Raw genomic sequence first — 14586 nt, 5'->3', positions numbered from 1 at the left:
AAAACGTCATAATGAATTTCATTATGTGTTCACTCGTGAGACTTGATATTTTTTACGTCCGGAGACGCTGATATCAATCCTGCGAGTGCCCACACAGATTGTCTGATAAATTGTTAAAGAGCAGTGCCACATACTTCGTGTGGCGCGGGCTGCGTATAATACGCTTTCCGCATTGTCAGTCAAGCGTTTATTTCTGCTTAACTCACTGGTTCGTATGATTTCGAACCTACTTAACCCGGCGCTTCGTAAGCCGTTGTGCCGTGTCAGTGGAGGCGCATTATAGGGAGTTTCCGGAGGCTGACAAGTGCTAATTTCAAATAAAATTCTGAGTGCTGATTTTTTCAACTAAAAGCCGTCAAACCGCCAGTTTTTCCAGCAACGGGAAGCCATAACGCTGTAAAACGGGTGATAACTGAACAGCTTCGCCATCCAGTTCGGTACAAAAAGCCACATTCTGTTGCGAAGAACGTACTTCAGGCGCCTCGTGTTCCAGCAGCCAGACCGTACGGCGCGCTATCGCTGCACCTGAATCAATCAGACGGGTGCCTTCCGGTAATACCTGCTGCAACTCTTCACGCAATAAAGGAAAGTGGGTACAGCCTAATACCACGGTATCCGGCGGCTCCGCCATTCGCAGCCACGGCTGAACAATCCGGCGAACGGCTTCCAGCGAAACCTCTTCGCCATGTAACTTGGCTTCAGCCAGCTCCACCAGCTCCGCCGAGCCCAGCATTTCGATATTGCAGGCGCCAGCAAACTGCGCCACCAGCTCGTGAGTATAAGGACGACGCACCGTAGCACGCGTTGCCAGCAGGCCCACCACGCCATTGCGCGTCATACGCGCCGCCGGTTTGATCGCCGGCACTACGCCGACTACCGGAAAAGCAAAGCGCTCACGCAAAGCAGGCAGTGAGACGGTGCTGGCCGTATTACAGGCGATGATGACTAAAGAGAGCGGGTAGCGCTGGGTAATGGCATCAACAATCGCCACCACGCGCTCGACAATAAAGGTTTCGCTTTTCTCTCCATAAGGAAAGCCGGCGTTGTCAAAGGCGTAAAGATAGTGAAGATCCGGCAGCAGTTGCCGGACCTCATCATAGACGGAAAGCCCACCGACGCCGGAGTCGAATACCAGCACGGTGGGTCGCAAATCAGAAGCTGTAGCTGCCGCTGAGGTAATACTCTCGTCCTGGGGTTTGATAGCCATACACTGTCTCGTAATCTTTATCGAACAGGTTGGCAATTCTACCACGAACCGTGAGTTGTGAAGTGAGCGGATATGAGACGGCCAGATCCCACAGGCTAACCCCGCCCAGCTTCACCCGACGGCTGGGCGAACTGTTGAAGTCGGTATCATAACGGTCGCCCAGATAGTGATAAGTCACTGACCAGTCAAAATCATACAGCGTCCAGTCGAGTTGATACTTCACCTGCTGTTTAGCACGACGGATGAGCGGCTGATTAGTGCTGCCATCACGAGCATCGACATAATCGTAAGAGAGCTGGTGCGCCAGCGGCCCGGTATCAAATGAAGCGGTCGCTTCCACACCTTTAATGCGCGCCTGCTTAATGTTGTAGTAGCGATAGGTCGACGGGTCGCTATCAATCAGGTTATCGATGTCATTACGATAGCCGGAGACCCGCCAGTTAAGCGGCCCGGTCAGACCTTCAAATCCACCTTCCCACTGCTTGCTTTTTTCAGGATCGAGATCGCGGTTACCATAAAAAGGACTGTAGACCTGAGAGAGGTTCGGTGCCTTAAACGCGGTACCGTAAGAGGCAAAAGCGCGATACCCGGAGATAAATTCCCAGGAAGCCGCCGTCTGCCAGGTATTATGCCAGCCAAACTGGTTGTTATCGTCACCGCGCACCGCGCCTTCAAGCGTCACGCTGCCAAACTGCTGCTGGCCGGTCAGATAGAGGCCGGTGTTACGCTGTTCATAACTGTCTGCCAGATAGTTGGTGCCCGGTTCCGTCGTCTCTTTCTGCCAGTCAACACCGGCGCTGATCGTGCCCTGCCCAATCTGCACGCTGTTGCCCCATTGCAGATTGTATTGGGTCACGTCGTCGAAAGTCGACGCCGCCCCGTAGCGTCCGTTGCGCGGATCGTAATTGATGTCTTTGGTACGGCCATAGCTGGCGATAAGCTGGGACGAATAGACATCATGATTGAAGCGCAACCCCGTGTCCCAGGTCTGGCTATAGAGCTGTCGGGTATCAGCCAGGCCAATAATGTTGCTGTAGCTGGCATCATAGCTATCTGACCCGTCGTAGGCGGTGCGGTTATCAAAACCGTATCCACGCACAAAGCCACTGAGTTCATCACTGAACTGATGCTCCAGATTGCCGTACAGGGTTTTGCTCATAAACCCATCGCGGTCATGCTGTGCCGGACCATACGCGTTGGGATAGCCAGCCACCACGTCATACCCTTTGGTATAGGTATAGTTACCGGCCAGGGTCAGCCTGGTCGCGTCGCCCAGTTTCTGCTGGGTAGAGCCATCATAAGATTGATAACCGTTGGACCCGACGCCAGCCGTCAGCGTGGTTCCCGGTTGCGCACGGCCCGTGATGATATTGACCACGCCGCCAATCGCATCCGAACCGTAGACCGCCGAACGCGCGCCACGGATATATTCAATACGCTGCACCAGCGAAAGAGGAATCTGGCTGAGGTCGGATGAGCCGGTAATGCCAGCCTGATTGAGCCGGATACCATCGATCAGAATCAGGACGTGCCGGGACTCGGTGCCACGGATAAACAGTGAGCTTTGCTGCCCCATACCGCCGCTTTGGGTGATATCGACGCCGGGCAGGCGGCGCATCACATCCGTCAGGCTTTTGGCTTGCCAGCGGTCAATCTCGTCACGCGTCACCACCGTGACAGGGGCCAGCACGCTGGATACCGGCTGAGCGAAACGATTGGCGGTTACTATTTGCGTATCATCATTCCCCTGAGCAAAACCATTTTGCGCCCAGAGAGAAACCGCCGTTGCACTAAAGGCGAACAGCGATGCGGTCGTTTTAGTCATTTTTAATCGCATCCAAAAAACAAAACAGGATGCCGCAGGCATACAATCAATAGCACGCGATGATCGTACGAGTAGCGACGGACACCGGCAGGTCTTCGGGCTGGGAACCATAAGAGGTGATGACTTCCCATCCCGCAGGACAGTGTCTGCAAATGCACTCACCACGACATTCCTTACCGCTGCGCGTCAGCTCCAGATTCACACTGGATTCCCTATTAACTCGGGCTTGAGGCCGGCGAACGCAGTCTACGGAGTGGCGATACGGAAGTCCAGACTTCCAAACTTCTTATCGCTGCGGGACTGGACATCAGCAAGTGAATCCCTACAATCGCCCGCTGGTAAGCTATTAATCAGGACGGAACATGACACCCGAACATCTCCCTATTGAACAATATGACGCGCAACTGGCGGAAAAAGTCAGTCGTTTAAAGACGATGATGACGCCGTTTGCTGCGCCCGAGGTGGAGGTGTTCCGTTCACCGGTCAGCCACTATCGCATGCGTGCGGAATTCCGCCTGTGGCACGATGGCGATGACATCTATCACATCATTTTTGATCAGCAGACCCGCGAGCGGATCCGCGTCGATCAATTCCCTGCCGCCAGTGAATTGATCAACCAGCTGATGCCAAAAATGATCGCGGCGATCCGCGACAATCGCACGCTGCGCCATAAGCTGTTTCAGATCGACTATCTGTCGACTCTGAGTAATCAGATTGTTATCTCGCTGCTCTACCACCGTAAGCTGGATGACGCGTGGCAGCTGGCCGCCAGCGAACTGCGCGATCAACTGCGCGCCGAAGGCCTGGATGTGCAGCTGATTGGCCGCGCCACCAAAACCAAAATCTGCCTCGATCGGGATTATGTGGATGAACGTTTGCCGGTGGCGGGACGTGAGATGATCTATCGTCAGGTTGAGAACAGCTTTACCCAGCCAAACGCTGCGATGAATATTCAGATGCTGGAGTGGGCGCTGGATGTCACTCAGGGTTCGCAGGGTGACCTGCTGGAACTTTACTGCGGCAACGGCAACTTCTCACTGGCGCTGGCGCGTAATTTTCGCCGGGTGCTGGCGACTGAAATTGCCAAACCGTCGGTAGCGTCGGCGCAGTACAACATCGCCGCTAATCAGATCGATAATGTGCAGATCATCCGTATGGCTGCCGAAGAGTTCACCCAGGCGATGACCGGCGTACGCCGTTTTAATCGGCTGGAAGGGATTGATCTGACCAGTTATGAATGTGAAACCATTTTTGTCGATCCGCCGCGCAGTGGACTGGATGACGAGACGGTGAAGATGGTGCAGGGTTACCCGCGCATCCTTTATATCTCCTGCAATCCGCAAACGCTGAGCGACAACTTAGAGACGCTGTCGCAGACGCATGAGGTGACACGGCTGGCGCTGTTCGATCAGTTCCCTTATACCCACCATATGGAATGCGGCGTACTTCTGACGCGCAAAGCCTGAAAAAAAACGGGAACCCTGAGGTTCCCGTTGTTTCATCTCTCGCCTTTACTGATTGCGTTTGCGCTTGAAGCGCGTCGCAATCCAGAACACCAGCGCCACCATCAAAATGGTCGGAATGAAGTTCGAGCCGATATCCGGATATTCTGCCCGCACCAGTGCGCTATAAACCAGGATCCCCAGCAGGAAAAACGCCGCCGCCAGTCCCGGCATACCGTCAGGCATGTTGGTGTTCAGATAACGCTGATGCAGACACCAGGCAGCCAGGCCGAGCGCGATCAGCGGAAAAATCGAAAACGGAACAAAAGCGCTGAACAGCACGGAAAACGAGCCGTTAATCGCTAAACCGGTAATAAAAGCCAGTAACAATGTGCCTTTATCGCGGGAACTCGGGTGGGTCATGGCCTGATCCTTATTCATTGCTCTTCGGGTTTTTCCAGGGTGACCGCCAGTCTTTCTTGTTCCCGGCGGTACCAGTAATAGGCGCCTTTGGCGATCATGCGGAGTTGCAGCACCAGACGATCTTCCAGCTTACGGCGCTGTTCGGCATCGACATCCAGCGCTTCTGCCCCGGCGCTGAAGACGATAGTCACCATCGCTTCGGCCTGCGCTTCGGTAAAACTGCGCGGCATGCGATTTTCGACCTCAAGATAATCCGCCAGTTCAGCGATAAAATGCTGAATTTCACGCGCGACCGCAGCACGGAAAGCGGCAGAGGTGCCGGAGCGTTCACGCAGTAACAGGCGAAAGGCATTGGGGTTATTGCCGATGAATTCCATAAAGGTGGAAACCGAGGTTTTGATGATGCTGCCGCCCTTGGCGATACGCTGGCGCGCCTGGCGCATCAGCTGTCGCAACATCAGCCCGCTTTCATCCACCATAGTCAGACCCAGTTCATCAACATCCTTAAAATGACGATAAAACGAGGTCGGGGCGATGCCCGCTTCACGGGCAACCTCTCGCAAACTCAGGCTGGCAAAACTGCGTTCGGCGCTGAGCTGACTGAAAGCTGCTTCAATCAGTGTACGTCGTGTACGTTCTTTTTGTTGCGCTCTGACGCCCATTCTCTCAGCCTTTTGCGGTGTTGAGGGGGCACTATAACAAAATTTTCAGCGTACAGAGCAGCAAACTTTGTCACCGCCTGTGAACCTCACTCTTTGCCAAACTGTGATGAAAATCGCTGATAGAATTCAGAAGTGCGCGGCGAGATGTTAGAATCTCGTTGTAAAAATGTATAAATAATAGGACGTATCGGTATGCAAAAGTCTTACGATTACGATGCCATTGTGATTGGCTCAGGACCCGGCGGTGAAGGTGCGGCGATGGGGCTGGTGAAGCAGGGAGCGCGCATCGCAGTGATCGAACGCTACCACAACATCGGCGGCGGTTGTACGCACTGGGGCACCATTCCTTCTAAAGCACTTCGCCACGCCGTCAGTCGCATCATCGAATTCAACCAGAATCCGCTCTACAGCGACCACACCCGACTGCTCCGCTCCTCCTTCGCTGACATTCTTAATCACACTGAAAACGTGATCAGCCAGCAAACGGCGATGCGTCAGGGTTTTTATGAGCGTAACCGCTGTGAGCTTTATCAGGGGGATGCCCGTTTTGTTGACGCCAACACCATTGAGATTGAACAACCTGACGGCACGCGTGAACGGCTGACTGCGGAGAAGTTTGTCATCGCTTGTGGTTCGCGTCCTTATCATCCAGATGACGTCGACTTTACCCATCCGCGTGTCTACGACTCAGATTCAATCCTTAACCTGCATCACGAACCGGGCCACGTAATCATTTATGGTGCCGGGGTGATTGGCTGTGAGTATGCGTCGATTTTCCGCGGCCTGAACGTCAAGGTTGACCTGATCAACACCCGCGATCGTCTGCTGGCGTTCCTGGATCAGGAGATGTCTGACTCCCTCTCTTATCACTTCTGGAACAGCGGCGTGGTGATTCGTCACAACGAAGAGTTCGAGAAGATTGAAGGAGTGGAAGATGGCGTGATTATCCATCTGAAATCGGGCAAAAAGGTCAAAGCTGACTGTCTGCTGTACGCCAACGGCCGTACCGGTAACACCGATTCGCTGTCACTGGAAAATGTCGGACTGGAAGCGGATGGCCGTGGCCTGCTGAAAGTGAATAGCATGTACCAGACTGCACAGCCGCACATCTACGCGGTCGGTGATGTGATTGGGTATCCGAGCCTGGCGTCGGCTGCTTATGATCAGGGCCGGATTGCCGCACAGGCCATCGTCAAAGGGGAAGCCTCCGCGCACCTGATTGAAGATATCCCAACCGGCATTTATACCATTCCGGAAATCAGCTCCGTGGGTAAAACCGAGCAGCAGCTGACAGCGATGAAAGTGCCTTACGAGGTGGGTCGTGCGCAGTTTAAGCATCTGGCGCGGGCGCAGATTGTGGGTATGAACGTTGGCAGCCTGAAGATTCTGTTCCACCGCGAAACCAAAGAGATTCTGGGTATTCACTGCTTTGGCGAGCGGGCGGCCGAAATTATCCACATCGGTCAGGCGATCATGGAGCAGAAGAACGGTGGCAACACGATTGAGTACTTCGTGAATACCACCTTTAACTACCCTACCATGGCCGAAGCCTATCGCGTGGCGGCATTAAACGGCTTAAACCGCCTGTTTTAACGCCGTGTCGAAATGATGTTGCATGTGGGTTTTAATTGCCTCTGCCAGCTGTTCATAACGGCTGCGCAGAGGTGAACCCGGCCGGTAGACCAGCGCGATGGTGCGCTGAGGAACCGGTTTGTAGCAAGGCAGATAGCACACGCCATCGCGGATACGTTCTGGCGGTACCGCCAGCGCCGGAAGCAGCGTAATGCCGCTGCCTGCCGCCACCATATTACGCAGCGTTTCCAGACTGGTGGCCCGGAAATGGGTATCTTCATCCGCGCCCGCCTCAAAGCAGAAGCCCATCGCCTGGTCGCGCAGACAGTGGCCATCTTCCAGCATCAGCAGTTTCTCGCCAGCCAGATCGGACATCGGTACCCGATCGCGATCGCGCCATGGATGATCGGCATAGACCGCCAGCTTCATTGGCTCATCAAACAGCGGCACCTCGATAAAGGCTTCACTCTCTTTGACCAGCGCCAGAATTGCGCAGTCCAGCTTGCCGCTGTCGAGTTGTGCCAGCAACTGCTGGGTTTGCGCCTCATGCAGATACATTTCCAGTTTTGGAAACGTCTGGTGCAGCATCGGAATAATTTGTGGCAGCAGATAAGGACCGGTGGTTGGAATAAGGCCGATATGCAGCGGGCCTGACATCGCTTCCCCTTGCTGACTGGCCATCTCTTTCAGCACTTTCACTTCTCGCAGCACCGTCCGTGCCTGATCCACCAGCAGCAAGCCGGCCTGAGTGAATAGCACTTTACGGCTGGTACGCTCCAGCAGCATCACACCCAGCTCATCTTCCAGCTTACGGATCTGCCCGCTTAACGTGGGCTGGCTGACATGACACGCATCCGCAGCGCGGCGGAAATGACGGTGTTCAGCAAGCGAAACCAGATATTCAAGATCACGAATATTCATTATTACCCTCCAGACCACGATAGTCCGTGGCGATAGATAGAATAGCAATGAACGATTAGCCCTATCAAGGGTGGGCGGGAATAATGCACGCATCAAAATAAGCGGTTCGCCATTAAGGAGAAAAAATGTTTGCAAGTCAGGAAGGTAAAGCCGTTCCGCAGGTCACTTTTCACACCCGCCAGGGCGATCGCTGGATCGATGTAACCACCGATGAGCTGTTTAACAACAAAACGGTGATCGTTTTTTCTCTGCCGGGCGCGTTTACTCCTACCTGCTCATCCAGCCATCTGCCGCGTTACAACGAGCTGTCAGGTGTTTTTGCACAGCACGGCGTGGACAGCATTCTGTGTGTCTCCGTTAATGACACCTTTGTGATGAATGCGTGGAAAGCGGAACAGCGGGCAGAAAACATTACCTTTATCCCTGATGGCAACGGCGAGTTCACCCGCGGCATGGAGATGCTGGTTGAGAAAGCCGATCTCGGCTTTGGCCCACGCTCATGGCGTTACTCGATGCTGGTGCGTAACGGCGTAGTTGAGAAAATGTTTGTTGAGCCGAACAAGCCAGGCGACCCGTTTGAAGTGTCAGATGCCGATACCATGCTGCGTTATCTGGCGCCGGAATTTAAAGTGCAGGAGTCAGTGTCGGTCTTTACCAAGCCAGGCTGCCCGTTCTGCACCAAAGCAAAACAGCTGCTGATGGACCACGGAATTCAGTACGAAGAGATCGTGCTGGGACAGGATGCCACGACCGTCAGCCTGCGTGCCGTTTCTGGCCGGGCAACGGTGCCGCAGGTGTTTATCGGTGGCCGTCATATTGGCGGCAGTGATGACCTGGAGCAGTTCCTGCTGTCAGCGTAAACCTATCTCTGTGTCAGCCGGGAGTGCTGGCCCTTTGATGATGTGCCTATAACAAAAGTAGTAATTCTGAAGCTAGAGGTTGGCGGGCATGTAACATGCCCGCTTTTTTTACCTTGCGATCATCCCCGAGTGACAGATATCAGCCCCCAGGCAGTCCCTTCATTAAATCAGTCAGCAGGCCCTTTACCATAACCAGGCCTTCTTCATAACCGATGAAAGGGCCATAAACAGCACCTGCGACTGCGCCGGCAATCGCCCCGCCAATCATGCCGACCAGAGAGGTCAGACCGCCACCGATACCGATCAGGTCTGATGAGTTTGCGCCACGACCACCTAAAATCGCTAACGTCCAGGCCCCGACCACCGCGCCACCAATCGCACATACGGCACCTTCTGCAATATTAGCCAGTACATTATCGCCATAAGCACCGGAAACGGCATTAACTTCAAAAGCTTTTAACTCACGCATAAAATATCCCCTGTTTATTTATAAAAAATTTTTTGTCTATTATTCCATTCCACCAGATGCAATGGTCTGCGCCAGTTGAATAGCCAGAGGAAGGCTGTAAGAAAGCGAAACCAGCGAGCCACCAATAACGCCGCCAATTCCGCCAATTATTGCGGCGCCAGCAGCCCCTACTATCTGACCAATGAATCCCAGCCCAAAGACGCCCATTGCATCACCGCCGTGCAGAAAGCCAATAGCACCGCCCGCCGCCGCAGCGGCTACGCCGCAGAGAATTGCGCTGGCCAGATGATCGCCAATAAAAAACGCAATATCATTAGGTGTAGTTGTCGCACCTGAAATAGCAAACGTCTCATCAATCGTTAATTCACGCATAAGCCCTCCTGGCTCAAAAAATACATTAAATAAACACCTGTTCGATGCGTTGATAAAGTAGCTTCATTTTTTAGCTTAAGAAATAGTAAAAACTCCATAAAATGGGCAAATGTTATTTCGAGTGTTAAAAGAGCGCGTTTATACGCAAACCACATCCTCCTGACATTCTGTTAAATACTGTCCTGGTGGTGCGTTATAAGTGTGAGGATAATCTGCAGATAAAAGATAAGAATGATGAACAGGCACGGGAGAGGATTGACTGCTGCAAGGCTGGCAAAGCAAGCGCTTTGCCAGCCTGTTTTTTTATGCCAGGCGCTGCTTCGCCTCGCTGAGGGCATGAGCAACCTGCTGCGGTGAAACGCCACCCTGCGCATTACGCTTATCCAGACAGGATTGCAGCGCCAGAATCGGATAGACATCCTCTTCAATGACTGCACTGAACGGCTGTAACTGCGCCAGTGTCAGCGCTTCCAGCGCCACGCCCTGTTTGATCGCCTCTACCACCACTTCTCCGACAATGTGGTGCGCTTCACGGAACGGAACCCCTTTGGCCACCAGATAATCCGCCAGTTCAGTCGAGTTGGCGTAGCCCTGCTCGGCCGCTTCCTGACAACGCGGACGCTTCACCTGCAGGCCATCCAGCACCAGCACCGACATATGCAGGCAGTCGAGCCAGGTATCGAGCGCGTCGAATAATCCCTCTTTGTCTTCCTGCATATCCTTGTTGTAAGCCAGCGGCAAACCTTTCAGCGTCATCATCATGCCGGTCAGTGCGCCCTGTACCCGGCCGCATTTGCCCCGGATCAGCTCCAGCGCATCCGGATTTTTCTTCTGTGGCATCAGCGATGAGCCGGAGGTCACCTTGTCGGACAGTTCGATAAAGCCCGCTTCACCGGTGTTGAAGAAGATCATATCTTCGGCGAAGCGTGACAGATGGACCATGCCGATCGCGGCGTCAGAGAGCAGCTCCAGCACATGGTCGCGGTCAGAAACCGTATCCAGACTGTTGCGGGTCGCCGAGGCGAAACCTAACCAGCCCGCCAGTTGCTGACGATCGATTTCGTAGGCGGTACCCGCCAGCGCGCCGCAGCCCAGCGGGCTGACATCCAGCCGTTTCAGGGTATCCTGCAGGCGGCTTTCATCACGCGCCAGCATTTCGACATAGGCCAGACACCAGTGCGCAAACGTAACCGGCTGCGCCCGCTGCAGATGGGTGTAACCCGGCATCACTGCATCCTGGTTCGCTTCTGCGGTCGCAACCAGCGCCTGCTGCAGCTCACGCGTTGCGCCCAGCAGCGCGTCGACCTGCATTTTGCACCACAGCTTGAGATCGGTAGCGACCTGATCGTTACGGCTACGGCCGGTGTGCAGTTTTTTGCCCAGCGCACCGACTTTGTCGATCAGCTGACCTTCTACCCAGCTATGGATATCTTCAGCATCGCTCTGCAGAATCTGCTCAGGATTGGCGCGCACTTCCGCCAGCAAGGCAGTCAATGCTGCTTCCAGCTGCTGCTGCTCATCCTGGGTCAGGACATTCACCGTCACCAGCGCTTTGGACCAGGCGACAGAACCCATGATGTCCTGCTCCGCCAGGCGGTAGTCGAAGCGCAGCGAATCGTTGAACTGTTTGAAACGTTGATCTGCTGCCTGGGTAAACCGTCCACCCCAAAGTGCCATGGGAAAACTCCTTCAAATCGTTAAACAAAGGGCGGCATAAATGCCGCCCCTGATCTCAAACGGTGAGGCGAGGCGTACCTCGCCTGAGAATTACTTCTTCTGCTCGTTCAGGGCGCGGATGCGCGAAGAGAGCGAGAACAGACGGATAAAGCCGCCAGCATGACGATGGTCGTAAACTTCGTCTTCGCCGAAGGTCGCGAACTCTTCGGAGTAGAGGCTGTTCGGTGAACGCTTCTGCGTCGCCGTGGCCTGACCTTTGTAGAGCTGCAACACCACTTCGCCATTCACTTCTTCAGCCAGTGATTCCGCAGCGGCCTGAATTGACTTACGCAGCGGTGCGAACCAGCGGCCGTCGTAGACCACGTAAGACATCTCCTGACCCAGCTGCTCACGCCATTTGAAGCTATCGCGATCCAGTACCAGCTGCTCAACCGCACGCAGCGCGTTAACCATGATGGTGCCGCCTGGGGTTTCATAGCATCCACGGGACTTGATGCCGACCAGACGGTTTTCAACGATATCGATCCGGCCCACACCGTGTTTCGCACCGATCACGTTGAGTTTTTCCAGACACTGGAACGGGCTCAGTTTTTCGCCGTTCACTGCCACTACCCGACCCTTTTCAACGGTCACGGTGACTTCTTCCGGCTGATCCGGCGCTTCTAAAGGATCGACGGTCCAGACCCAGCAATCTTTATTCGGTGCATTAGCCGGGCTTTCAAGCACGCCGCCTTCGGTGGAGATGTGCCAGGCGTTTTCATCGCGGCTGTAGATTTTTTCCAGCGACGCGGTGGTCGGAATGTTGCGCTCTTTCAGGTAGTCCAGCAGCGCTTCACGTGACCGCAGGTTCCATTCACGCCATGGCGCGACCACTTTCAGCTGCGGGGCCAGCGCGGTGTAGGTGGTTTCGAAACGCACCTGATCGTTACCTTTACCGGTTGCACCGTGACAGAGTGCATCCGCGCCCACTTTCAGCGCCAGCTCAACCTGAGCTTTCGCGATGATAGGACGCGCCATCGAGGTGCCCAGCAGATAGGTGCCTTCATACAGAGCGCCGGTCTGCAGCACCGGGTAAACGTAATCGCTGATGAACTCTTCACGCAGATCAACCACGTGACACTCAGAGGCACCGGACTGCAGCGCTTTCTTCTCTACGCCTTCAAGATCGCTGCGCTCCTGACCGATATCGGCCACAAACGCCACCACCTCACAGCCGCCGTAGTTCTCTTTCAGCCACGGAATGATGGCGGAAGTATCAAGACCACCGGAGTAAGCCAGAACGATTTTTTTGATGCCTTGCGTTTGCATTTCGTAATCCTTGAATCAGAGTCGTTAAGCGAGAATCCGGGTGCCAATCGGCACGCCGTTAAACAGGTCAGGCAACCGCTCAGCGTGACGCCAGCTGGCGATATCCACCGGGCGGCCCAGCGTACGCGCCGCATCCAGCGCAGCGTGCACCTTCACAATCATGCCATCGGTAATAATGCCCTGGGTAATCAGCTGCTCAGCTTTGTCGGCGGTCATCTCTTCGATGCGCTGACCTTTGCCGTCGAGAATACCGCTGACGTCTGACAGCAAGACTAAATCAGCGCCAAGGGTCGATGCCAGCGCCGTCGCAGCCTGGTCGGCGTTGACGTTCATCAGTTCGCCGTCGTCAGTGATGCCGATAGAACTGACGACCGGCATATAACCAGCGGCCAGCAGGGTGTTCATCAGCGCCGGGTTACCCGGCATGGCGTGACCCACGTGGCCCAGTTCTTCATCAAACGGGGTGACGTTAACCATGCCGGCATCGCCAAGGCAGAGGCCAACCGCGTTGATGCCGGTTTTTTTGGCCCACGCCAGCAGGGTTTTGTTGGCAGTTCCCGCCAGCGCACCGGTAATAATGTCGATCTGATCGGCCGGCGTGACGCGCAGGCCGTTCTTTTTCTTCACCGGCAGCGCCAGCTTTTTCATCAGCTCATCCACCAGGCAACCGCCACCGTGAACAATAATCAGCGGACGCTGATGGGCACTGCGATAAGTCAGCAGCGCATCAAACAGACGGGCCAGCGCTTCTTCGCTGTCTAACAGCACACCGCCCAGCTTGATAATCAATGGATTGGTCATGGTTTACTCGTCCGTTAGGTCAGTGAGGTGGTTTCAGGGAAGCCGAAGCGGATATTCAGACACTGGACTGCCTGCGACGCGGCGCCTTTCAGCAGGTTATCTTCGGCGGCCACCACAATCAGGTGCTCATCCTGTACCTCAAAACCGATGTCGCAATAAGGCAGACCCACCACCGCTTTCAGTGCCGGAACGCCCTGCTCGTAGAGCCGGACCAGTGGCTTATCGTGATACGCGCGCTGGAACACTGCCGCCACGTCTTCGCGGCTCACGCCCGGATTTAACCGGCAGGTTATCGTCGCCAGAATACCGCGCGGGAAGTTGCCCAGATGCGGCGTGAAAATCACCGGCGTACCAAGATGCGCCACGATTTCCGGGTGATGACGATGGTTGAACAGACCGTAAGGCTGCAGGCTGACTTCGCAAAAGCTGGTGCCGACGCTGGCTTTACGCCCTGCGCCGCTCACGCCGCTGGTGGCGTTGATCACCGGCCACTGTGCCGTATTCAGCAGGCCCGCCTCCACCAGCGGTTTCAGCGCCAGCTGGGCCGCCGTCGGGTAACAACCCGGCACGGCCACCAGCTGTGCCTGCTTAATCTGCTGATGCTGATATTCCGCCAGGCCATAGACCGCTTTATCCAGCCAGTCGCCATGCTGATGGGTGAAGCCATAGAAGCGGGTATAAAACGCGGGATCATTGACGCGGAAGGCACCGGACAGGTCGAATACCACACAACCGGCCTTGAGAAATTCCGGAGCCAGATCGTGGCTGACTTCATGGGCCGTCGCCAGAAAAACCACATCCACTTTATCTGCCCATTCCGCCGCATGGCTCAACGGCTGTAGCGGCAGATCCACCACCCCTTTCAGCTGCGGATGCAGATCGGACAAGCGCTTACCCGCATCGGGACTTTGCGCCGAAACCGCTAAAGCGGTTATGTTGATATCTGGATGGCGATTCAGGAAGGTGGCGAGCTCTACGCCAGCGTAACCACTGGCACCCACGATCAGCGTATTCAACATCAGGCTGTAACCCTTTTTACAGTCACAC

At 54.9% G+C, this 14586-nt stretch carries 14 protein-coding genes and 1 riboswitch; of the genes, 3 read left to right on the top strand and 11 right to left on the bottom strand.

What is annotated here, in order from left to right; translation table 11 throughout:
- Window positions 1-355 precede the first annotated feature (355 nt).
- Window positions 356-1207, bottom strand: a complete 852-nt coding sequence (gene murI, locus AABB92_RS21835; RefSeq protein WP_031377630.1) for a glutamate racemase — start codon at window positions 1205-1207, stop codon at window positions 356-358.
- Entirely contained in the window at window positions 1152-3032 is a 1881-nt protein-coding gene (btuB, locus tag AABB92_RS21830) for a TonB-dependent vitamin B12 receptor BtuB (RefSeq protein ID WP_031377631.1), read from the bottom strand. Before btuB ends, murI begins: the two co-directional genes overlap by 56 nt.
- Before the next feature lie 69 nt (window positions 3033-3101).
- Window positions 3102-3284: riboswitch (cobalamin riboswitch) on the bottom strand.
- A 110-nt stretch (window positions 3285-3394) separates the two neighbouring features.
- On the opposite strand from btuB, the gene trmA reads away from it, so the two are divergent.
- Window positions 3395-4498 (top strand): tRNA (uridine(54)-C5)-methyltransferase TrmA, encoded by a 1104-nt coding sequence (gene trmA / locus AABB92_RS21825; protein WP_031377632.1) that lies wholly within the window; start codon window positions 3395-3397, stop codon window positions 4496-4498.
- A 45-nt stretch (window positions 4499-4543) separates the two neighbouring features.
- Here trmA and AABB92_RS21820 read toward each other — a convergent pair whose 3' ends face one another.
- A complete protein-coding gene (locus AABB92_RS21820) occupies window positions 4544-4897 on the bottom strand; it encodes a YijD family membrane protein (protein ID WP_031377633.1) in 354 nt (117 codons plus the stop codon).
- A 14-nt stretch (window positions 4898-4911) separates the two neighbouring features.
- On the bottom strand, window positions 4912-5559 hold the full coding sequence (gene fabR, locus AABB92_RS21815) for an HTH-type transcriptional repressor FabR (protein ID WP_003851200.1): 648 nt from the start codon (window positions 5557-5559) through the stop codon (window positions 4912-4914).
- Window positions 5560-5751: 192 nt separating this feature from the next.
- On the opposite strand from fabR, the gene sthA reads away from it, so the two are divergent.
- Complete coding sequence (gene sthA, locus AABB92_RS21810; RefSeq protein WP_031377634.1) at window positions 5752-7152, top strand: Si-specific NAD(P)(+) transhydrogenase; 1401 nt, start codon at window positions 5752-5754, stop codon at window positions 7150-7152.
- On the opposite strand, the gene oxyR is transcribed toward sthA, so the two are convergent.
- Complete coding sequence (oxyR, locus tag AABB92_RS21805) at window positions 7135-8052, bottom strand: DNA-binding transcriptional regulator OxyR (protein WP_031377635.1); 918 nt, start codon at window positions 8050-8052, stop codon at window positions 7135-7137. The genes sthA and oxyR overlap by 18 nt on opposite strands.
- A 125-nt stretch (window positions 8053-8177) precedes the next feature.
- Here oxyR and AABB92_RS21800 point away from each other — a divergent pair, with 125 nt between their 5' ends.
- Entirely contained in the window at window positions 8178-8912 is a 735-nt protein-coding gene (locus tag AABB92_RS21800) for a glutathione peroxidase (protein ID WP_031377636.1), read from the top strand.
- A gap of 139 nt (window positions 8913-9051) precedes the next feature.
- Here the strand turns inward: AABB92_RS21800 and AABB92_RS21795 are convergent, their stop codons facing one another.
- From AABB92_RS21795 to argC, 6 genes are all read right to left on the bottom strand, one after another.
- Window positions 9052-9381 carry a hypothetical protein gene (locus AABB92_RS21795; protein WP_031377637.1) on the bottom strand — a complete coding sequence of 110 codons (330 nt, stop codon included), beginning with the start codon at window positions 9379-9381 and terminating at the stop codon, window positions 9052-9054.
- 39 nt (window positions 9382-9420) lie between these two features.
- Window positions 9421-9753 carry a hypothetical protein gene (locus tag AABB92_RS21790; protein ID WP_052720670.1) on the bottom strand — a complete coding sequence of 111 codons (333 nt, stop codon included), beginning with the start codon at window positions 9751-9753 and terminating at the stop codon, window positions 9421-9423.
- A gap of 303 nt (window positions 9754-10056) precedes the next feature.
- Entirely contained in the window at window positions 10057-11430 is a 1374-nt protein-coding gene (gene argH, locus AABB92_RS21785; protein WP_031377639.1) for an argininosuccinate lyase, read from the bottom strand.
- A gap of 90 nt (window positions 11431-11520) precedes the next feature.
- On the bottom strand, window positions 11521-12738 hold the full coding sequence (locus tag AABB92_RS21780; protein ID WP_031377640.1) for an argininosuccinate synthase: 1218 nt from the start codon (window positions 12736-12738) through the stop codon (window positions 11521-11523).
- Window positions 12739-12762: 24 nt separating this feature from the next.
- Window positions 12763-13539 carry an acetylglutamate kinase gene (gene argB / locus AABB92_RS21775; RefSeq protein WP_031377641.1) on the bottom strand — a complete coding sequence of 259 codons (777 nt, stop codon included), beginning with the start codon at window positions 13537-13539 and terminating at the stop codon, window positions 12763-12765.
- A gap of 14 nt (window positions 13540-13553) precedes the next feature.
- Window positions 13554-14558: an N-acetyl-gamma-glutamyl-phosphate reductase gene (argC, locus tag AABB92_RS21770; protein ID WP_031377642.1), complete on the bottom strand. Its 1005-nt coding sequence runs from the start codon at window positions 14556-14558 to the stop codon at window positions 13554-13556.
- Window positions 14559-14586: the final 28 nt, after the last annotated feature.

This window comes from Pantoea brenneri (assembly GCF_038594305.1).
Classification (GTDB): domain Bacteria; phylum Pseudomonadota; class Gammaproteobacteria; order Enterobacterales; family Enterobacteriaceae; genus Pantoea; species Pantoea brenneri.
Note: the sequence above shows the minus strand (reverse complement) of the source record. Positions and strands in the feature narration are given on the sequence as shown.